Annotated in this window: 20 protein-coding genes and 1 pseudogene; 10 read left to right on the forward strand and 11 right to left on the reverse strand. The window is 37.5% G+C overall.

Translation table 11 applies throughout. The features are described from left to right. Nucleotides 1-46: 46 nt before the first annotated feature. The gene (locus tag ACP6PK_RS29055; protein WP_426564921.1) at nt 47-280 is read right to left on the reverse strand and encodes a hypothetical protein; all 234 of its coding nucleotides are present in this window, start codon (nt 278-280) and stop codon (nt 47-49) included. 243 nt (nt 281-523) lie between these two features. After that, nucleotides 524-1051 (reverse strand): hypothetical protein, encoded by a 528-nt coding sequence (locus tag ACP6PK_RS29060; RefSeq protein WP_426564923.1) that lies wholly within the window; start codon nt 1049-1051, stop codon nt 524-526. Nucleotides 1052-1358: 307 nt separating this feature from the next. Between ACP6PK_RS29060 and ACP6PK_RS29065 the strand changes: the two genes are divergently transcribed. After that, entirely contained in the window at nt 1359-1484 is a 126-nt protein-coding gene (locus ACP6PK_RS29065; protein ID WP_256386491.1) for a hypothetical protein, read from the forward strand. A gap of 88 nt (nt 1485-1572) precedes the next feature. Here ACP6PK_RS29065 and ACP6PK_RS29070 read toward each other — a convergent pair whose 3' ends face one another. From ACP6PK_RS29070 to ACP6PK_RS29080, 3 genes are all read right to left on the reverse strand, one after another. Next, complete coding sequence (locus ACP6PK_RS29070) at nt 1573-2847, reverse strand: HEAT repeat domain-containing protein (protein ID WP_426564925.1); 1275 nt, start codon at nt 2845-2847, stop codon at nt 1573-1575. A gap of 367 nt (nt 2848-3214) precedes the next feature. Next, the gene (gene psaK / locus ACP6PK_RS29075; protein ID WP_094673735.1) at nt 3215-3478 is read right to left on the reverse strand and encodes a photosystem I reaction center subunit PsaK; all 264 of its coding nucleotides are present in this window, start codon (nt 3476-3478) and stop codon (nt 3215-3217) included. Nucleotides 3479-3573: 95 nt separating this feature from the next. Continuing rightward, the gene (locus ACP6PK_RS29080; protein WP_426564927.1) at nt 3574-4251 is read right to left on the reverse strand and encodes a phycobilisome rod-core linker polypeptide; all 678 of its coding nucleotides are present in this window, start codon (nt 4249-4251) and stop codon (nt 3574-3576) included. 403 nt (nt 4252-4654) lie between these two features. Here ACP6PK_RS29080 and ACP6PK_RS29085 point away from each other — a divergent pair, with 403 nt between their 5' ends. From ACP6PK_RS29085 to ACP6PK_RS29105, 5 genes are all read left to right on the forward strand, one after another. Further along, nucleotides 4655-5209, forward strand: a complete 555-nt coding sequence (locus tag ACP6PK_RS29085; protein WP_426564929.1) for a phycocyanin subunit beta — start codon at nt 4655-4657, stop codon at nt 5207-5209. A gap of 74 nt (nt 5210-5283) precedes the next feature. After that, a complete protein-coding gene (locus tag ACP6PK_RS29090; protein ID WP_426564931.1) occupies nt 5284-5772 on the forward strand; it encodes a globin family protein in 489 nt (162 codons plus the stop codon). Nucleotides 5773-6074: 302 nt separating this feature from the next. Then, on the forward strand, nt 6075-6869 hold the full coding sequence (locus ACP6PK_RS29095; RefSeq protein ID WP_426564933.1) for a phycobilisome rod-core linker polypeptide: 795 nt from the start codon (nt 6075-6077) through the stop codon (nt 6867-6869). A gap of 107 nt (nt 6870-6976) precedes the next feature. Then, complete coding sequence (locus tag ACP6PK_RS29100) at nt 6977-7834, forward strand: HEAT repeat domain-containing protein (protein WP_426564935.1); 858 nt, start codon at nt 6977-6979, stop codon at nt 7832-7834. A 232-nt stretch (nt 7835-8066) separates the two neighbouring features. Continuing rightward, nucleotides 8067-8516: a four helix bundle protein gene (locus tag ACP6PK_RS29105; protein WP_426564937.1), complete on the forward strand. Its 450-nt coding sequence runs from the start codon at nt 8067-8069 to the stop codon at nt 8514-8516. Nucleotides 8517-9137: 621 nt separating this feature from the next. On the opposite strand, the gene ACP6PK_RS29110 is transcribed toward ACP6PK_RS29105, so the two are convergent. The 4 genes from ACP6PK_RS29110 to ACP6PK_RS29125 all read right to left on the reverse strand — a co-directional run bounded on the left by ACP6PK_RS29110 (nt 9138) and on the right by ACP6PK_RS29125 (nt 14132). Further along, nucleotides 9138-9752, reverse strand: a complete 615-nt coding sequence (locus ACP6PK_RS29110; protein WP_426564939.1) for a HEAT repeat domain-containing protein — start codon at nt 9750-9752, stop codon at nt 9138-9140. A gap of 283 nt (nt 9753-10035) precedes the next feature. After that, the gene (locus ACP6PK_RS29115; protein ID WP_426564941.1) at nt 10036-10530 is read right to left on the reverse strand and encodes a globin family protein; all 495 of its coding nucleotides are present in this window, start codon (nt 10528-10530) and stop codon (nt 10036-10038) included. 129 nt (nt 10531-10659) lie between these two features. Continuing rightward, a complete protein-coding gene (locus ACP6PK_RS29120) occupies nt 10660-11220 on the reverse strand; it encodes a globin family protein (RefSeq protein ID WP_094672262.1) in 561 nt (186 codons plus the stop codon). A gap of 1433 nt (nt 11221-12653) precedes the next feature. Beyond that, nucleotides 12654-14132 carry an ankyrin repeat domain-containing protein gene (locus tag ACP6PK_RS29125; RefSeq protein WP_426564943.1) on the reverse strand — a complete coding sequence of 493 codons (1479 nt, stop codon included), beginning with the start codon at nt 14130-14132 and terminating at the stop codon, nt 12654-12656. Nucleotides 14133-14729: 597 nt separating this feature from the next. Between ACP6PK_RS29125 and ACP6PK_RS29130 the strand changes: the two genes are divergently transcribed. Continuing rightward, entirely contained in the window at nt 14730-15197 is a 468-nt protein-coding gene (locus ACP6PK_RS29130; protein ID WP_094672009.1) for a DUF4079 domain-containing protein, read from the forward strand. Nucleotides 15198-15579: 382 nt separating this feature from the next. Here the strand turns inward: ACP6PK_RS29130 and ACP6PK_RS29135 are convergent, their stop codons facing one another. Further along, on the reverse strand, nt 15580-16278 hold the full coding sequence (locus ACP6PK_RS29135; protein ID WP_094672008.1) for a DUF1997 domain-containing protein: 699 nt from the start codon (nt 16276-16278) through the stop codon (nt 15580-15582). A gap of 160 nt (nt 16279-16438) precedes the next feature. Between ACP6PK_RS29135 and ACP6PK_RS29140 the strand changes: the two genes are divergently transcribed. The 3 genes and pseudogenes from ACP6PK_RS29140 to ACP6PK_RS29150 form a co-directional block, all read left to right on the forward strand. Beyond that, entirely contained in the window at nt 16439-17098 is a 660-nt protein-coding gene (locus ACP6PK_RS29140) for an NAD(P)H-binding protein (protein ID WP_426564946.1), read from the forward strand. A 212-nt stretch (nt 17099-17310) separates the two neighbouring features. Next, nucleotides 17311-18468 carry a glycoside hydrolase family 24 protein gene (locus ACP6PK_RS29145; protein WP_426564948.1) on the forward strand — a complete coding sequence of 386 codons (1158 nt, stop codon included), beginning with the start codon at nt 17311-17313 and terminating at the stop codon, nt 18466-18468. A 250-nt stretch (nt 18469-18718) separates the two neighbouring features. Further along, nucleotides 18719-18835: pseudogene (locus tag ACP6PK_RS29150) on the forward strand (hypothetical protein); the annotation flags it as partial. 68 nt (nt 18836-18903) lie between these two features. Here the strand turns inward: ACP6PK_RS29150 and ACP6PK_RS29155 are convergent. Next, the gene (locus ACP6PK_RS29155; protein ID WP_426564950.1) at nt 18904-19692 is read right to left on the reverse strand and encodes an ABC transporter permease; all 789 of its coding nucleotides are present in this window, start codon (nt 19690-19692) and stop codon (nt 18904-18906) included. Between the last annotated feature and the right edge of the window lie 453 nt (nt 19693-20145).

The following is a 20145-nucleotide window of genomic DNA, read 5'->3' on the forward strand; positions in this document are numbered from 1 at the left end:
TTTAGCGGTTCTAAAATTGTTTCAATTTTCATATAATTTCAACAATTTATTGTTCTCTTTGTTGCCATTCTTGACGTAATTCGCCAACCCATTCTTGAGCATCTTTTCCCTCTAAGATATTAGGTAATCTTCCTCGTAAATCACACAAACTATGTTTAGAGGTTTTGGGCATAATTGTCTGATGCTTCAATTTTTCTATAGTATAGGTAATGATTTGAAACTTTTCTTCTATAGTAAGCTGTTCAATTTCCTGTAATATTTTTGTTAATAAAGGACTCATTAGTTTAAGCTCCGGGAAAGTTAGTTGTTATTTTGGTAATGATAACTCAATTGTTTCCTCTATGAATACGTCAACATGGAAAAGTAGTTATTGTACCTCCACAAAAAAATCCCATTAATCTTGGATAAGGAATGGGAATGATATGAGGGTCAAAAATTAGGAATCTGATAAGATGAACTGGTTGAAAAAGAATCAAGGTTATTTTCATCAAAGGGTAGAAAAATTCCCAACCGCGATCGCCCCTTAAGACATTGGTTCCATACCTAGATAATTAAAGCGACTCTGTGCTTGATTTTTCCACTGTTTAGCTAATGGTAAATTTCCCCTTGCTTTCTCTAAATTAGCAAATGAGGCTTCATAATATGCCATCCTCCTTTTATCCTTATTGGATTCCACCTCTTCATATCCTTCTTTCAAAAGCTGTTCTGCTAATGAGAAGTTGGCTTCAGCTATAGCTATATTTGCTAAAATATGCTTGGCGTAGTTTTTAGTGCGTTGATTGTCAACTATATTTGCTTGCTTAATAACAGCATTGCATAATGATTTAGACTCAGAATAATTCTTCTGGTGCAAGAATACTTCAGCACGCTCTCGAGCTATGTATATTTGATAATTAATGCACTCTTCTTGTTCCAATTTTTCTTGGTTCAAAAGCTCCTGCTCTTTATCAAGCCATTGGTGATATGCTTGATATTTTCCCATCCGAATGTATAGTCCAGCTAAGTGATTTGTCAAATAATCTAAATCGTCAAAATCTGCATAATGGTTCAATTTCCAAGCTTATAAGAGTATTTTTTCAGCTTTTTCTAATTGCTCTGGTTTATTCTTTAATAACAATGTTCGTCCCAGTTTTGACTTTGATTTAATTACTGTTTTATGTTCTCCTAAGTTGGGCAATTATCGAAGACTTTCGCAATGGCGATATAGCAGTCTAAGCAAAGGTTAGGACATTTCTAAATCCTGAAACAGTTTGATAGTCTGCTGTTCCCTGTTCCCTGTTCCCTATTCCCGATTCAAGTAGCGCTATAAAATTAAAGTCCAAGGTAGTCTAAATCAATATGCTCTCAAACCCGGAAGTTTGTATGGCTATTCTTCTCGTAATACAGCGATCGTTTTGAGTAATAACACCAGCGAAGTATTAGCTATTGCTCGGAATGCAGCAGACAGTCTTCAGTTATCATCAAGCGATTTCATTGCCACCTAATTTTACTGTAACGATATTTTTTGTTGGAATTAGGAGAAAGAAGTTTGTACAACATCTCTACTCCTTTTTCCTAGTAAAATATTACAATTCAAATCAGATTTTTTGCTTTAGCTTGAATCAATAAATCTGAATCATCAACAAACAACTGAGCAGTTTGATTATCTCCCAACTTTTTCAACGCCAACAAACAAGCATATTTTAAGTCAAAAATTCTTGTCTTACTAATACTTTCTCTCAGCAAAGGTATCGCCCGCTCATCTCCTAAATTTGCTAGAGCAAGTGCAGCAGCACCACGAGATTTCTGAAATTGAGGCTCTGTATTGTGCAGTGCTTCTACCAACAAATCATAAGCATCTACATATTTTAGCCAACCTAAAAGTTTAACTACATGATAGTGAGCGCCATAATCATTATGAGCGCTTTCGGCAAAGGTTGCCATTAATGCTGCTCCTGCAATTTCCGGGTAAACTTCTAAAAGAGTTTTGCTAGCTAGATAACACCTGCCAAAATCTGTACTATACAACTCTTTAATCACAAATTCTAAAGCTGGAGTTTGATCGTATTCGTGAACTAACTCTAGATCATTGGGGCGATCGCGAATGACTGAATCTAAAAAGGGTTCGATTTCAGCAAAGTTAATCTCACCTGTGGGAATGCCTGTTTCTGCTAATAGTCTAATTGCCCGGAGACGAAAAACCATTGAAACTGGGCATTTAGCAATATTTGGAATTGACTGATAATATTTGGTATCAATTAGGTCTTGAATACAAGCACGTCTAGCATTAACACTAGAATGCTCTAAAAATTCGACTACCTTTGTCATTTGCGAATAGTCTCCAGTTAAACGACAAATAGTAGCGATCGCTGCACTAGCAATAGGTTCGTCATCAGATTCTGTAAACTGCTGAATTTTACTGATGGCAGGTTTATAGTCAAATTTTGCCAACACCTGAATAATTAAACGATAACTTTGACCAGGTTTTGACAACAACTGAGCAATTTCTGCCAGAATTTCTTGGTCTTCTGTTCCTATTTCACTAATTGCCCAGACAGCATTTTCTACAGTGTAGCAGTCTGCATCACCCAAACAACCTCGAATTGTGGGTAGTGCTGATGTCACATTCAAACGCCCCAAGGTTTCGATCGCCTTACGTCTAGCAATTTTCTGTTCTAAGACAGGATTTGTATCTTGTACGGTTTTCATTAAAGCATTAATCGATCGTTCGCTGGGAAAGTTAACTAAATGACTTGCTGCCACATAACGTTCTGATTTGTCTTCTAATTCTTCCAGAGGTGTTTCTAACAAAGCAATTGCTTTTTCTTCAGTTAATCCAGGAAATATATTGAAAAAACGCTTATCCATTTTCTTAGGGTGTTAATTACAATCAATAATTAGTTTCTTTAATAGATCATATAATAGTTTGGGATTTCAGCAATTAACAATGAACAATTAATAATTAATAATTACCCCTTCTTGAAAGAAGGGGATTGGATCAAAGGAAATTTTTTTGATTTATCCCCTATCCAATGGGAGGCTTTAAACCTTAATTGTTGAATGAATAATTAATTATTGAGTATCAACTCTTAATTATTAATTATTAACTATTAATTATTAATTATTCGGTAAAGTACCCAAAGCAAATGTAGAGACATTCCATGGAATATCTCTACTATTTTTCACCAGATATATTTTAAATGTTAGTAGAACACCCTGAAGGTATTTCAGTAGGTTAGAGAATACCTATATTTGCCAACCCTAGAATAGCACCAAATCCGATTACATGGCCTAAACTGGTAGTTGCTAATAGTGCAGGATACCCCATTCCACCAAACATTTCTGGCATAGGTAATGCGGGTCCAGTAGTAGGAGCAGCCATAGTGAACTTACCTATAGCGATCGCTAGTATATTGCAAATAATCATTACTATTCCAACTAGAGGACTCCACTCAGGAGTATGGGGAACAGCAGCAGCAAGTGTCATTAAATGAATCATGTTAATTTCTCCTTAAATTGATTAAAACAGTAATTAAAACTGGATAAACTGAAAATTTTTTGTGAATATTTTAAATGCTTTTTAACACAGGAATATTAAAAAGAACCTGTCTTGAAAGCAGCAATGGCAATTGTCAAAAATATCCTGATAACTTCAATGCCGAATGCAACAGCTACAACAGCAAAGATTTTACTAACAAGGACGGGTGGATTTCCATTTTTCCAACGTAGAACACTACCATAATAATGTGGTTTATTCTGATTAATATTCCCTGGTCCTGTATAGCGTTGAATACTTTGCTCTTTAGGTAAAGCAGGAAGATTCTGATCGCTGGAAAAGAGTTTCATAGAACGACGACTTGGCACAATATTGTCACCAAAAGCCGCTATATATTCATCACTTCCTGTCAATTGTTCTGCAAAAGCTCTGAGACCTTCTGTTGCTAAAAAAGAACTCCACTTATACTTTTCTAGTTGTTCTGGTGGACGACCAAGAACTCTTTCAAAACAAAGACTAACAAAATAATAATTGCTATTAACTCCCAGAATATAGTCTCTGTACATTTCTGAACAAAGCAACTCACAAATCATGTCGCGGGTTGTTAATTCACCTGCTAAAAACAATGAATCTAATGTACAATTACGAAAGAAATCGAAATTTCTATTTTCTTTAAAAAGTTGTCGATAGATTGCTTTTAAACAAGATGAACGATCTGAATAATCCTGTGTGGGATTAATTTCCATCAAGCTTGTATTAACAGGTTGTGTCTGCATAAAAACCCTCTAAACTATTTTCAGGAAATTGTGTTTTTTTAATCCGGTATTACTGATTATAAGTATCAGAATCTAGTCACTAACTTTAGGTAGTGAAACACTTTTTTCTATCTCCTGATTCCTAAAATCATAACCATCATTCACCAACACTAAAAATCCTTATGTTTAATACCCCCAGCCCAAAGCAAAAGGGGGCTGTTCATTAATTTAATATTTTCTGCAAGTTTGTCAAGTAATTAAGTAGGAAAAGTAATAAAAATTAACTTTACAGATTTTGCATATCACTTAGTAAAGTTTTATTAATTTGTTTCTCATAAATGAGATTTTGAATAGCTATATACCTTATATATAGCTGTGACGATTTTAAGTCAAATATTAGAATTAGCTTTACAAGGAGAATTAAATGCTTGATGCTTTTTCCAAGGCCGTAAGTAGCGCTGACGCTAGTGGTAATTTTGTTGGCGGTGCAGATTTAGAAGCCTTAAGGGGATTTATTGCTGACGGTAACAAACGTCTAGATGCTGTTAACGCTATTACTAGCAATGCTAGCTGTATTGTTACTGACTCTGTTGCTGGTATCTGTTGCGAAAGCCCTGGTTTAACTGCACCTGGTGGCGGTGTTTACACTAACCGGAAAATGGCAGCTTGCTTACGGGATGGAGAAATTATTCTTCGTTATGTCACCTATGCACTATTAACTGGAGACGCTTCTGTCCTCACAGATCGCTGCCTCAATGGTCTGAAGGAAACCTATGCTGCTCTAGGAGTTCCCACAGGTAATGCAGCTCGTGCTGTTGCAATTATGAAAGCTTGTGCTGTTGCGCACATCACAGCTACCAACACTGAAGGTCAAGCTGGAAGCAAATACCGTAAGATGAGCTTTACTGAAGGCGACTGCTCTAGTTTAGCCTCTGAGTGTGGTGGCTACTTTGATGCAGTTATTGCTGCTATCAGTTAAGATTAACCAGTTTTAGACTTGACGAATTAACATTTTAACCCAATCTATTTTCAGAAGAGGAGAAAAACTCAATTATGAAATCAGTTTTAACTACAACTGTTGCTTCTGCTGATTTAGCAGGTCGTTTTCCCAGCGGTTCCGATTTAGAATCTGTAAAAGGTGGCTTAGAGCGCTCTGCAGCTCGCCTCGAAGCAGCAGAAAAGCTAGCAGGTAATTATGATGCTGTAGCTCAAGAAGCTGTTGATGCTATTTATAGCAAATTCCCTAATGGTAGTGGCCGTGATATGGATGCTGGAACTCAAAAAGACAAGTGTAAGCGCGATATCGTTCACTACTTACGCTTGATTAACTATTGTCTAATTGTTGGTGGTACAGGTCCTCTTGATGAGTGGGGAATTGCTGGAGCAAGAGAAGTATATCGTGCTTTAGGTATTGATACTGCTACTTATATTACTGGCTTAAGTTTCCTCCGCAGTCGTGGTTGTGCCGATCGTGATATGTCTGCTCAAGCTTTAGTAGAATACAACGGATATCTTGATTATTTAATTAATTCCATGTCCTAATCTCATTTCTTTAAAAGTATCGCTACATAATTTTGCTTTGTTTGTAGAAGTCAGAAGATAAGAATTAATATTCTATTAATTGCGGTCTAACACGCAGGCGAACCCAGAAACCCGGTTTCTTGTAGACATCTATTGTTCAAAACAACAATTTATCGTAGAAACCGGGTTTCTTTGCGTAAGTCCTATATTCTATTAATTGCGGTCTAACTACTTCTACTAGAGGCAAAATTTAGGCTTTCTATAAAGAAATATAATTTTTCAGAAATACCAATTTAAAGATTTAAGTCTTGAGGAGGAAATTAATGCCAACCTTAACTACATCAGCAAGTCTTGGTTTAGATGCTTTTGAAGGCGATCCGCTAGAACTTCGCCCCAATACTACTGAAGGCGAACTAGAGCAGATCATCAGAGCTGTCTATAAGCAAGTTTTAGGAAATCAGCATCTGATGGAAGGCGATCGCCTATCTAGTGCTGAGTCTATGCTCCGCAATGGCGATATTACAGTGCGTGAGTTTGTTAGAAGTGTAGCTCAATCAAGTCTTTATCAGAAACTATTTTTTGAGTCTTCATCTCAGTACCGCTTTATTGAGTTGAACTTCAAACATCTATTAGGTCGTCCTCCTGAAACACAGGAGGAAATTTCTGAGCACGTTCAGATTTATAACGAAGAGGGGTACGGAGTTGAGATTAACTCCTACATTGATAGTGAGGAGTATATCGAGAGTTTTGGTGAAAATGTTGTACCCTATCCCCGCAGTATTCGTTCTATTGTTGGATTGAAAAACGAAGTTTTCAACCGGACGTTTTCTCTATTACGAGGTTCTGCTACCAATGATAGTGATAACACTGCCAAATTAATTACTTCTGTAGCTGCTAATTTACCTACTGCCATTAAGCTACTCGCTGTGGGTAACGGAGCTTATTATGGCAATACAGAAAAGCGCTTTAAAATTAAGTTTTCTACTTCTAAAGCTCCTGCTAGGTTGAGCAAGTTTAGTCGTCAAGAATGTGTAGTGAACTACAGTCAGATGTCTCAGCAAGTTCAAAACATTCACAAAACTGGTGGAAAAATTCTAAGTATTACTGAAGTAGCATAATATTTTTCTTTTTTGTAATCTAACCCGGTGCTGCAATGCTTAGGTATTATAGCGCGGGTTTTTTAGTGTATTTTAATTATTAGTTCTCAAATTATTATAGTTTTTCCATGTCTCCAGAAGAAATAGATACTTTTCTCGCAGAAACTAGACAACAAGCAGTCCAAAAAACTTTTGACATCAATGATAGCCAAAAGTTACAACTTATGGTAGAGTGCATGGGCGATTCGCGAGGAATGGTCCGCTTAGGTTTTGCCGAAACTCTTGGACAAATTGGCAAGCCAGCTACTCCTTTTTTGACTGAAGCTCTCCTCAATCATTCCGATCCTGTTGTCCGACGAGCTAGTGCAAAAACTTTGACCTTAATTGCTGATCCAGATACAGTTTCGCCCCTAGTCCATGCCTTACTAAATGATGAAGATACGGTAGTTAAAGGCTCCTCAGTTGGCGCTCTCGCTCGGATAGGAGAATCTGCTGCCCCTGTGCTATTAGAAATTTTAGGGTCTACAGAATATCCAGAAAGCACTAAAGGTCATGCTGCTTGGGCTTTAGCATTTATTGGACCTGAAGCAAAAGAGCATTTGTATCGGGAGATTAATTCTGAAAAGGTGGCAGTTAGGTCTGCTGTGGTAGGGGCGATCGCCAAAATTGCCCAAGATTCAGGAGAAGAAGATGCTCTGAATATCTTATTAACTGCCCTGGGAGATTCGTCTGAAGAGGTACGCACTGAAGCAGCAGCAGTATTGGGAAATTTAGCTTACAAACCAGCGGTTCCTAATTTAGTTGAATTACTCAATCATCCGACTAGCGGTGAAACCCGAAAGGCTGCGGCTTTGTCTTTAATGAAAATTCGTTCCCATAGTGCTTTAGAACCGTTACAAGCAGCATGGGAACAAGAGTCAGACGAAGAGATTAAGAAAATTATCAAATTGGCAATTACTCAATTAGAAAGACTATCTCCTCTTTGAGCTGGGGAGTTAGGGAGTAGGGGAGTGAGGGAGTGAGGGAGTAGGGGAGTGAGGGAGTGGGGGAGTAGGGGAGTAGAGGAGTGAGGGAGTAGAGGAGTGAGGGAGTAGGGGAGTGAGGGAGTAGGGAAGTGAGGGAGTAGAGGAGTGAGGGAGTAGAGGAGTGAGGGAGTAGGGGAGTAGGAAGCAATTCTGTTGTCGAATGTTTTTTTCAAATTGCTTCCTACTCAAAAAAATGGAGAAAATTAAAGTGAAGAATGAGTTGGTTCAAAGTCATAAAGATTTAAAGGTTTATCAGAAGGCTTTTGTTGGGGCTATGGAAATTTTTGAATTGTCTAAAAAATTTCCGATAGAAGAAAGATATTCTTTAATTGACCAAATTAGACGCTCGTCACGTTCTGTTTGTGCTAATTTGGCTGAAGCTTGGCGAAAACGTAGATATGAACTAGCCTTTGTTGCTAAATTAAATGATTGTGAAGCAGAAGCAGCGGAAAAACAAACGTGGCTTGATTTTGCTGTGAAATGTCAATATTTAGATGTAGAAACAGGGCAAAAGCTTTCAAAAAGTTATGATGAAATTATCAGCATTTTAGTCAAAGTAATCAATCATCCCGATCCTTGGTTATTGAAACATCCAGGGAGTAGGAGAGTAGGGGAGCGGGGGAGTGGGGGAAGGGGGGAGTGAGGGAGTAGGGAAGTAAGGGAGTGGGGGAGTGAGGGAGTAGGGGAGTGGGTTAACTTTATAGATCCCCTAAGGGGATCTATTTAAAATTAGAGATTGAGAGTAGGGGAGTAGGGGAGTGGGGGTAGGGACGTTGCATAAGGGCGTCCGTACGGGAGTGTGGAGAGATGGGGAGATGGGGAGATGGGGTGTATTAGATATCTGCCACTCATCCAATCATCAAATCAATTATTACCCATTTTTTATCAATTAATTCTCCCTCCGACCTATTTTCTGGAGATACGCTTAGGGCTTCTATAAGTGCTTAAGCAAAATTAATTTGGCACGACTTATGTATAACTAGGACTGGCTGATTAATTCTCAAAGAATTGACAGATCAAGACTTGAGCTTTTTAGGATAGAAAAGAAGTACCAGCTTTTCAATCTAAAACCCTCGAAAAGTTAGCATTTTGGGTAAACAAGAGCCAAAAAATTACTCCCCTACTCCCTTACTCCCCTGCTCCCCCACTCCCCCACTCCCCTACTCCCCCACTCCCCTACTCCCTCACTCCCCTACTCCCTCACTCCCCTACTCCCTTACTCCCCTACTCCCTCACTCCCCCACTCCCCCACTCCCCTACTCCCTCACTCCCTACTCCCTGACTTAAACTTCAACATATCCAAGCGGGATAAAGCACTATTAGCAGTTTGCCGTATATAGGTATCAGCAGATTGATCATTAGCTAATTTGCTTAATACTTCTCTAGAGCGATCGTCATCAATAGAACTAACCGCATTAAGAATTGCTACTGCCAAACCTAAATTATCAGTCCCATCAAGAACCTCTAGCAAGCTATCTAAAGCAGGCACACCAATAACTCCTAACGCCATTGCTGAAGCAATATGAACAACTGGGTTTTGGTCATTGAGTCCTTGTTTCAAACCTTCAATACCATCAGAGGGGAAGGGAACATTCTTGTAATTGATAGCTACCTGAGCTAGAGCCTTAGCACAACTACTTCTAATAGTTGAATTATCACTGTTGAGCAATGAATCTACTAGAGATGGCACAGTATCTGTCCCGATAGCTCCGAGTGCCTTAACTGCTGCTCGCCGATAAACAGTATCTTCTTCTGCCAAAATTCCCATCAAGCGAGGAATAGTAGTTTCATCGCGAGTTTCAGCTATTTCCCACATTGCTCGGTCGCGTAAGTTAGGGTTAGGGTGTTTGAGTCGCTCAAATAATGAGGGTTCTGTCATTTTAGTTATCATTTAATTCAGTCTCTTTCTCCTCTACCTTCTGCCTTCCTTCCGCAAATACAAGTAAATCGGATTCTATATTAGCGCTAGGCAAGAAAAAAGAAGTTTAGATTTTATTGATTTTATATTATCGCAGTTTAAACGCCTTCAGTAAAAAAAACCAAGGGACTCTTAGTTAGTTGCTCACCCACTATTAGGATAAGTAACAAACTGAGAGTCCCAAAGTTCTAAAATTAAAGCAGTTTTAAAGCAAGAGTGTCACCCTCGCTTCAATTCCTATCTCTTAGGATAAGGAGTTGATTACATAGTCGAGAAGAGAATTGTACTCAGTCAATGCTTGAGGAGACATATCGCGAGGAGCGCAACCACGGTTACGAGCATAGCTTAAAGCTTCAACGTAAGGAGCAGTAGGTAAGCTGAGAGCACGATAAACTTCACGCTGACCAGCAATTCCCCACTCATCAAGAGGACCAGTTCCACCAACAACTAAACAGTAGTTGATCAAGCGCATATAGTGCTTGATATCACGGAGACACTTAGACTTAAAAGTATCTGTGGAATTAGCTTCACCAGCATTGTTTAAGTAACCATACTTCTTGATGCAAGCATCATAAGCTTCTTGAGCAACTGCATCAAGATTGCCACCTAACTTTTCAGCAGCTTCTAGACGAGCTGCAGCACGCTGGATGGAACCTTGTACGGACTCTAGATCGGAGCTGCTAGGAAAACGACCTGCTGCATCAGCAGCGGAAATTACTGTGGTAATAACTGATTTCATGTCTTTAAAACTCTATTTTTTGTTGGACTTGGTTTAGATTTGGATTAAAACTTGTTTGGCTCATCGTAACAACCGAAAAGCCAATAACTGAATACCCCGATCAGATATGGCGAGATAGTTTGAGAGGAATTAGCTTAGAGCAGAAATTACTGTATCAAAGTAGCCACTTGCTTCAGCAACTAGGCTAGCACAACGATCTTCTGTTACAGTAGCACCCATTATGCGCTTTTTAGCTCCAGCAAATTCATCACTTGGTTGATCTTTGATGTGAGCAGCAGCTTGAGCTTTCATAATTTGAACAGCGCGAGCAGCAGACTGAAGAGGTACACCTAGAGCAATATAAGTTTCTTTTAAACCATTTAAGCAACGGTCGTTGAGAACGGAAGCGTCACCAGCTAGTAATGCGTAAGTAACATAACGTAAGATGATTTCTCCATCACGCAAGCAAGCAGCCATACGACGGTTAGGATAGCAGTTACCACCAGCTTGGATTAATCCATCGTTTTCGCAGATCATACCAGCAATAGCATCAGATACCATGCAGCTTGCGTTGCTAGCAATAGCGTTTACTGCATCAAGACGTCTGTTGCCTTCAGCAATGAATTGTTTTAGGCTATCTAAATCTGCACCAGCAATAGGAGCAGTTTTGGTATCTGCTGTAACTACAGCTTTTGAAAAAGCATCTAACATTGAGCTCTCCTTACTTTAAAAATCGTTTTTTCGTAACCTTGAACTAACTATCTAACAAGAAGGTCTGTTTTGTCTCGCTTTCTGAGTAAGAAAGTAATATTTTGTAACTAAGTAAACATTTGTTACGATTTTCTAACTAATAATAGGGGTGTCAAGAACTTATGATAAAAATAAAATATTTTTTTAATTCAATAAATAGAGCTTCCTGAAAAAGTCTTATGGGTGAGGGTAGGAGTCAGGAGGTACGGACGTTTTGCTGCGCAACATGGAAAGCGGAGCATTCCGGGACGGAAAACGCATTTTTGCCTGTGCAACGTCCGTACAGAGTCATGAGGAATGGGGAATTAAAGGAGGTAGTCAGAAGAATTATCCGTTGATTTTTCAGCCATGAGTCAACCCAAAATCCTAACTTTTTGCAGCTCCCTAGAATGAAAACCTTATACTTTTTCCAGACTTAAAAAGGCTGAAACTTTTATCTATAAAGGATTTGATATTTATTCAGCAAACCCTAAATAAACGAATTAAAAAGTTAGCCAGATTAACAACTCTAGGGATGGATACCTTTGAAGTTACAGCGCTTTTCAGTTGAGTAAACCACAAAAATGCTGTATAGCAGGGAACAGGGAACAGGGAACAGGGAACAGTTGGAAAAGTGTTTCCGTGGTCTTTGATTCATCATCAGTCTATGTCCTAATCGCCCTGGCTGTTGCTATAGGAGTCAGGAGTCGTAGGGGCGAATGGCCATTAGCTACGCACAACTTTCCTATCGGAATGCTCCGCAAACATTAACGCCCCTACAGGAGTAAAAGGCTAGTTTCAAAGTTCTCGATCTCCAAGTTGCGACATGAACAAATCTTCCATCATGCCCCCCAGTCGAGATCGACTGTCGTCTATCTATTTGAAAAGTGCTATAACCCTTTATAGAAGCCCTAAGCGTATCTCCAGAAAATAGGTTCTGGTGGAGAAATAATTGATAAAAAATGGGTAAAAATTGATTTGATGATTGGATGAGTGGGAGATATCTAATACACCCCATCTCCCCATCTCCCCATCTCTCCCCACTCCCCTACTCTCAATCTATAATTTTCAATAGATCCCCTTAGGGGTTCTATAGACAGCTATACAGGAGATTTTGGGCAAATGAGGTACACGGTAAATGCTGAAAATATTTTAGTGCAGTCATCTTGCCGGTGATGGGTGTACCTCATAACTTCGGAAACCGCTGTATCTATTATTTTTCCCTCTTTTATTCAATATTTCTTCCTTCTTCCTTCTTCCCTCTTCCCTCTTCCTTGCTTCTACCATTTGTAATAAATATTTATCACGCTTGGTATGAAAAATCAGGGTAAATAGATATTAGGTCATTACTGTTAAGTTTCTATTTCCCTGATTTAATTTACAATAAAATCAAGATTTTCAGCCTCTAATTAATTTTATGACCCAGCATTATTCAGCAACCTGATAATATCTTGATAACCATTAAATTCTGCTAACATTAAAGCTGTACAACCGCCTCGATTTTTATAAGTTAAATTAGCCCCAGAATCAATTAACAATTTTACAGCTTCAGTATGACCTTTATATGCTGCCCACATTAAAGCTGTTGCTTCATTATCATCTCGAAGATTAATATCAGCTCCCCTTTCTAAGAGTACCCTTAAAATTTCAATATCCCCTTGATATGCTGCTTTCATCATAGGAGTAGAGCCTCCTTGAGCAGCAATATTTACATCTGCACCAACATCTAGCAAAATATTAACAATCTCTCGATGTTTGTGCCATATTGCTAAAGTTAAAGCTGTTTCTCCAAGATGTTTACTGTTTAATACAGATGTCAAATTTTGCTTTTCTATTTTGTCTAATAAAATTAATACGATATCTGTATAACCATGAAAAATTGCTCCCAACAAAGGTGTATCACCGGCTTGATTTTTAGTAATAATTTCAGCTTCATAGTTAAGCAGTAGTTTTACCATTTCAGTATGATGTTCTACTACGGCAAAACTTAGTGCTGTTTCTCCTTCTAAATCTTGAGCATTAACATCAGCATTAGCATCTAATAAAGTAGAAGCCGTCGCCAAATTTCCTTCAGCAGCAGCAGCCATTAAAGCTGTACCACCATTTCTGCTTTTAATATTTACATCTGCCCCTGATTCTAATAAAGCTTTGACAATTTCTAAATGACCTAAATCAGCAGATAAAATGAGGGCAGTTTCTCCATCTTTATCTCGGAAATTAACATCAGCACCAGCTTTTAATAGTCTATTTACAGTAGATAAATCACCTGCTTCTGCTGCTTGCATTAACCATGTTTTACTTTCCAAATTTCTAGTGTTTACATCCACACCATGATTAATAAAAATTTCTCTTATTTCTGCATAGTTACTATCAGCAACTACAGATAATGTAGACTCATCTACCCTAGCTCCAGCATCTAGCAAAACTTTAACTACATCTTGATAACCTTGAGCCGTTCCTAAACCCAAGGCCGTATCATGGTCTTTGTCTAGCACATTAACATCTGCTCCAGCAGCTATGAGTTGATTGACCACTACAATATAACCATTCATTGAAGCGACCATTAGAGGGGAAGCACCACGATCATTTTTGGCATTGACATCTGCACCCCTACTTAGCAAAAGTTCCACTATTTCAACTCGTCCATGAGCTGCAGACAACATTAAAGCTGTAGCACCAAACTTTTTTCTCGTATAGTTGACATCAGCGCCTTTATCTAGTAAAGCAGAAGCTATTTGAGTATAGCCCTTTTCTGCGGCCACCATTAAAGCCGTTGTACCATCTAGAGCTTGAGCATTAGGATTAATATTTTGAGCAAGCAGGACAGATACTTGAGCAAGATTACCATTTTTAACAGCCTGTACCAAGGCTGTTTCTTCTTTTTGCGAAGCCATACCAACAACTATAATCTATATTTTTCAGATTTTAACTGATTTTGCGATAAGTCCCATGTTCTCCGCTATATAGATCCCTTCAGGGGTTCTATATAGCGGGAGTGTGGGGAGAGGGGGAAGAGGGGGAAGTGTGGGGAGAGGGGGAAGATGGGGAAATGGTGCATAAAGGGACATTAATAGGGGTGTTTTTCTTCTATTCTATTTGTCTGAGGACTGACTCAAGAGCCAAAAACGCACACTTTTCCTAAAGATACTGTTAGGGCTTCTATAGAACCCATTTGGGATCTATTTAAAATTATAGATTGAGAGTAGGGGAGTAGGGGAGTAGGGGAGTAGGGGAGTGGGGGAGTAGGGGAGTGAGGAGAGATGGGGAGATGGGGAGATGGGGTGTATTAGATATCTGCCACTCATCCAATCATCAAATCAATTATTACCCATTTTTTATCAATTAATTCTCCACCAGAACCTATTTTCTGGACATACCAAATGGCTTCTATATATATTCACTATTGAGAGCGTCACTATTAAATAAAATCAACTGGCTGTTATAATAAGTTTTATGAAGTTTTTTTACGAATCCTAGAGAGAAGATTAATTATGGATCTGCCAATTCCAGAATCTATTAAACCATGGCTCAACTTTTTCCATCCTGCGATTATGTGGGTACTTTTCGCCTTGACAATTTATGCCTTATATCTCGGTATTAAAGTTCGCAACAGTAGAACTGCTACAGAAACAGAAAAGAAAAAAGAATTTGCTAAATTTAAAGTCAAACATCACCAAGTCGGTTCCCTACTCCTAGCTTTTATGGTTTTGGGGTCTCTTGGTGGAATGGCAGTCACTTATATTAATAATGGTAAGCTCTTTTTTGGTCCCCATCTTCTAGCAGGGTTAGGTATGATGGGAGCGATCGCTGTATCTGCTTCTTTAACTCCTTTTATGCAGAAAGGCCAAGATTGGGCGAGGTACAGTCATATAGTTCTTAATGTTTCAATCCTGGGCCTTTTTAGTTGGCAAGCAGTAACAGGTGTAGAAATTGTGTTAAAGATTATCAGCAATATGTAAACTGGACAAATCCACTTGGATTCTTGAGAGCTAATTTATAAAGATAGTCTGATATTGTCCGAAGCTAGGCAGCGATTAAACAAGTTAATCTCCTGTAATATATTTTCAGCCGACGCAATCTCAAACTGGGCTGTTATGCCAAAGATTCTTACTGGGGGTAATAATTGGGTAAACCGTTTAGTATTGCTCTTTGATTACCCCCTCGCAATAATAGTTGAGAAACTTCTTTAATATTTAGTTTATCAATCAGCTCTTAGGTATTATAGTTGAAGTAAAAAGTGAAATTCTTGCTATGACTAAGTTTTATGATTTGAGAATTTCCTAAAAGTAATTGTTACTGCTATAAATATTTAAACATTGTAGGGTATTGTTCACCAAAACCCTACTTTCTTTTTCTCTGCTTGGGAAATGGCAAATTATAGGTAGTATGAAAATCAATCTGAGTTTTGTAGCTCAAACACCGTGATACCTGGCGTACTATTTTTAGTAATAAGTTATTTCCAGTCTTCTGTATCAAACCAGGGGACATTTTTAGAATAAACTCAGGAAACTTGACACCCACAGTCAAATCTAGATCCCATTTTGCTCCAGTAATTACAGGGGGAAGTCCCAATTTTTGAATCTCTTTCTGAGTACAGAATTGCTCGGTGGGTAACTCTACCAATTTCATTTCTGATTGAAATTTAATTTCATATCCAGGAGGTGTATAATTTGGCACGTCTATATTTCTAATTCTATATATTCCTGCGGAATCTGGTGGTACTAACTCCAAACCAACTCTGGCTTCTACATGGTATCCAAAAGAACCAAACTTTCCCACCAACAAATCATAGCCATTTTCTCCAATAGGCTGAACTTTCATCGGATGAGCGCATCGACAAAACCAATTTCGATGAGATGCAAAGTGGTTTGCTACTGTTTCAACATCTACATACAATTCCATGCAGTCACTATATTTAGTATTAAACCAAGTAATTTTGCTAGTTTCTGGTGTGTCTATTTCTGTTGTGCTTAAGTAAAAATCACTAATCAAATTTTTGTCCATTTCTAAGGTTTGATCTGCTGCAAAATTGTGGTGCATGATTTGTCCCCTCGTGTATATATATATACACTATACTCAATAATTTTAGGATTGCCAAATTGCATATTTAATTTATCCAAGGAGATATATCTATACTTTATGAAGAAGGGATCATAGAGTTAAAGTCAATTAAAGTCTAGAATTTTATATATATTGAGATATGAAAGCATTTGTTCCTGGAGCAACTGGCCAAACAGGTCGTCGAATTGTACAAGAGTTGGTGAAACGAGATATTCCTGTTAAAGCTTTAGTTCGTAATTTAGAAACAGCGAGAGAAATTCTGCCCCCAGAAGCAGAGTTGGTAATGGGAGATGTCCTTAATCTTAGTAGTCTCTACACTGCTATTGGGGATAGCACAGTATTGATATGTGCTACAGGTGCTAGACCTAACTTTGACTTTACTGGCCCATATCAAGTTGATTATTTAGGAACTAAAAATTTCGTAGATGTTGCAAAACAGAAGGGTATTGAACATTTTGTTTTAGTTTCATCCTTGTGTGTTTCTCAATTTTTTCACCCCCTAAATTTGTTCTGGTTAGTTTTATTCTGGAAGAAACAAGCTGAAGAGTATATTGAGAAAAGTGGTCTTAAGTATACTATTGTTCGCCCTGGTGGTCTGAAAAATGATGATAACCAATTTCCTATTGTTATGGAACCTGCCGATCGCTTATTTGATGGTAGTATTCCTCGCACTAAAGTAGCACAAGTTTCTGTGGAGGCAATATTTCAACCAGCAGCTTCCAATAAAATTGTTGAGATTGTTACTCAGGCAGAAGCATCGGAAAAATCTTTGGCAGAATTATTTATTTCTGTCTCTTGAGCGTAGTTTTAAATTTATTGCATAGCACATTTTAGAATTATTTCAATACAGTAATTGTTGTAAAAAAATCAGAGCTATTTTACTTATTAAAAATGGGGTGAAACTTTTAGTGACTTGAGTTAAAATAAATGTTTATTAGAGAGTTTAGGAAATGTAATTCATTGTCAAAAGCTCTCAGAATAATATTTAGAAAATAACCCTTAACGATTTAGATGCGTTCTGTTAAACCGAAAATTAGAATAAAAAGACGAAAGCCTTCTCAAGTCCGTTTTATGCTTTTCAAACGCCTAATTTTTATATCTATACTTATCGTCTCTTTTATATCTTTTTTCCAGATTTTTAAGGGAAAATTTCATCTAAATAAGCAGCAATTAACTAAATTAAATGCCCCTAATCAATATAATTATCAATATAATTATGATGATGGAGAAAAATGGCCTCGACTAGCAATGAAAGGTGGCGACCCTTATATTCGGGCGTTAATGCGAACTATTTCAGCTAGTGAGTCTAATTATGATCGACCTTATCATGTTGTTTATACAGGAAAAAAGGTATCTGACCTGAGAAAACATCCAGATTGGTGTATAACGATAGTTTCTGGTCCAAATAAAGATAATTGTAGCACTGCAGCAGGAAGATATCAAATGTTAAGCAATACTTGGTATCTTATGGCAAAACGTTATCATCCCCAACGTGGTTGGTCTCTATTTTGGGCATCTTACAGTTTTGAACCAAAATATCAGGATGCTGTTGTACATGGCTGGTTAAGCGATCGCAAATATTGGAAGGCAGATATTCCTGGGTTGTTAAGAAAGGGAAAATTAAATCGAGTTCTGCGGTTATTATCTGGTACATGGACGAGTTTAGGATATGGAATTGAAACTAATTCTATGAGTAGGCATTTACCAACAGTGTATCAGGAAGTTTTGCAGGATGAATTAAGTTTATTGGGGGATAATTTTTCTCAGAAGCAAGAAAATTCTGTGGTGGTTGAATATTTTCCTAAAGATGTCGATAATGGAGTAGTTGAAAAAGCTTTAAGAAGTTTAGATTATCAAGTTATACTTTTACCAACTTTCACAGTAGATGTGCCTAGCAATTCAATTTGGTTTGGTTCAAAAGTAAATATAGAAGACGTTAAGTTAGTTGCAGAAACATTAATTGGTGCAGGTGTGAAGATTAGAGCTATTAGACCTTTTAAGAAAAAAGTAAAATTTGCCGATCTATTGATTCAAGTTGGAGCTGACCCAGAAATAGAAAATATACCGTCTTTAACTTTAGAGGAAGTTCGCAGTAAGTCTAGTTTTTATAGAGGTGATATATTTTTGAATCGAGAATTTTATGCTTTTTTATACTCCCAGAAAAAGTAGCAAAAAATTTAGCGGATATTGGCACGATCAAAAAATAGACAAAGACTAGCATTAGCTAACAATAGCACCACTATTATAATTTCGGATCTGAACGTATCAGGAATTATAAAAAATCATAAGTTAGTGAGTGTTATTGCTAATTGTTGTTTTGATTAATTCAAGCCTCAGATTATATACAAATGCGAGTAATATAGTAATAATTTGTGCAGTAATTAACAATTATAGTAGTTTAACTTAAATTTATCGGGGAATTGAACAGTCGGATAACTTCTTATTTATTATTTCCCCAGAGTCGGTAAATTCTCCCCATTGTGGAAATGAAGTAGAGTATGGTCGGAGTTTAAATCAACGTTTCGTGACAGTATTGCATCGAAAAGTTAATTCTATCAAATTGCATCCATTGTGTCTAATATTTTTTCTAACTTCTAACTTCAACTATGCTCCCATCCCTGAATATTGCTTTAACCCCTGTCGCCACAACCAACGGTTTAACCCAAAAAATATAACACTCCAAACAAACATAACTAATAACCCCCGCCCAACATCCACAGGCAACCCCACTAATAAAGAAGCAGGAAAATGAATCAGATAAGGAAGCGGAGTCCACAATACTATTTTCAGCACCATTTCTGGAAATACTTCTAATGGAGCAGTTATTCCAGATAAAAACATATAAGGTAATAACCAAAGTTGCTCGATCGCGCTTGCTCTTTCTGTCCAAAATGCACACATAGCTAATGTATATTGAATTAAAAATCGCAAGACAAACGCCATTAATACTACGATTAAAAATAACAAAAAATTACCAAAATTAGGCAGCCAAAATGCCTGGGGATAGAGAACAAAAAAGAATAATATTAAACCGAAAACAAAAGGTAATCTAGCACATCTTTCGGCAATATGTCCAGCTACATGATGCCAGACTGGATCTATTGGTTGTAATAATTTAGGAGATAATTTTCCCTCAATTACTTCTCTTTCAAAATCCCAAATTACCCAAGTAGGAGTGATGGAACGAACAAGAAATACAGCTAAAAAATAACGAGCAAATTGTAATGTATCTAATGCAAATTGCCCTGTAACTGAAGCTTCTATCCAGATTCCCATCATAATAAAAGGCAAAGAAGATGACAACATCCATAAGAAAAGTTCGGCTCTATATTCTAGCAGATAGGCATAGTAAGTAGAGAGAAAAACTTTTGCAGTTCTGATAATTTTTTTCATTTTTTTTAGGGAGTAGGGAGTAGGGAGTAGTGTACCTGACTGAGATAAAATTCTCTTATGAATAACAATAATTGCTCTAATTATTGAGTGTCGAATACTATTTTATATCAAATCCAGTTGCTTTGGAAGATTATAATAAACCGGGTTTGTTGGAGGTTAATATGATTATGCTAAAGCATTTAATACAAACCGGGTTTCTGCGCTTTTTGTAATTATTGGGTTATAAGAAATCGGGTTTTTTGGAGGTTAATATGATTATGTTTGGGCATTTAATATAAACCCGGTTTCTGCGCCTTTTGTAATTATTTGGTTATAAGAAATCGGGTTTTTTGGAGGTTAATATGATTATGTTTGGGCATTTAATATAAACCGGGTTTCTGCGCTTTTTGTAATTATTGGGTTATAAGAAATCGGGTTTTTTGGAGGTTAATATGATTATGTTTGGGCATTTAA

Source organism: Dapis hubbardiae BLCC-M172, from assembly GCF_050016015.1.
In the GTDB taxonomy this organism is placed as follows: domain Bacteria; phylum Cyanobacteriota; class Cyanobacteriia; order Cyanobacteriales; family Microcoleaceae; genus Trichodesmium.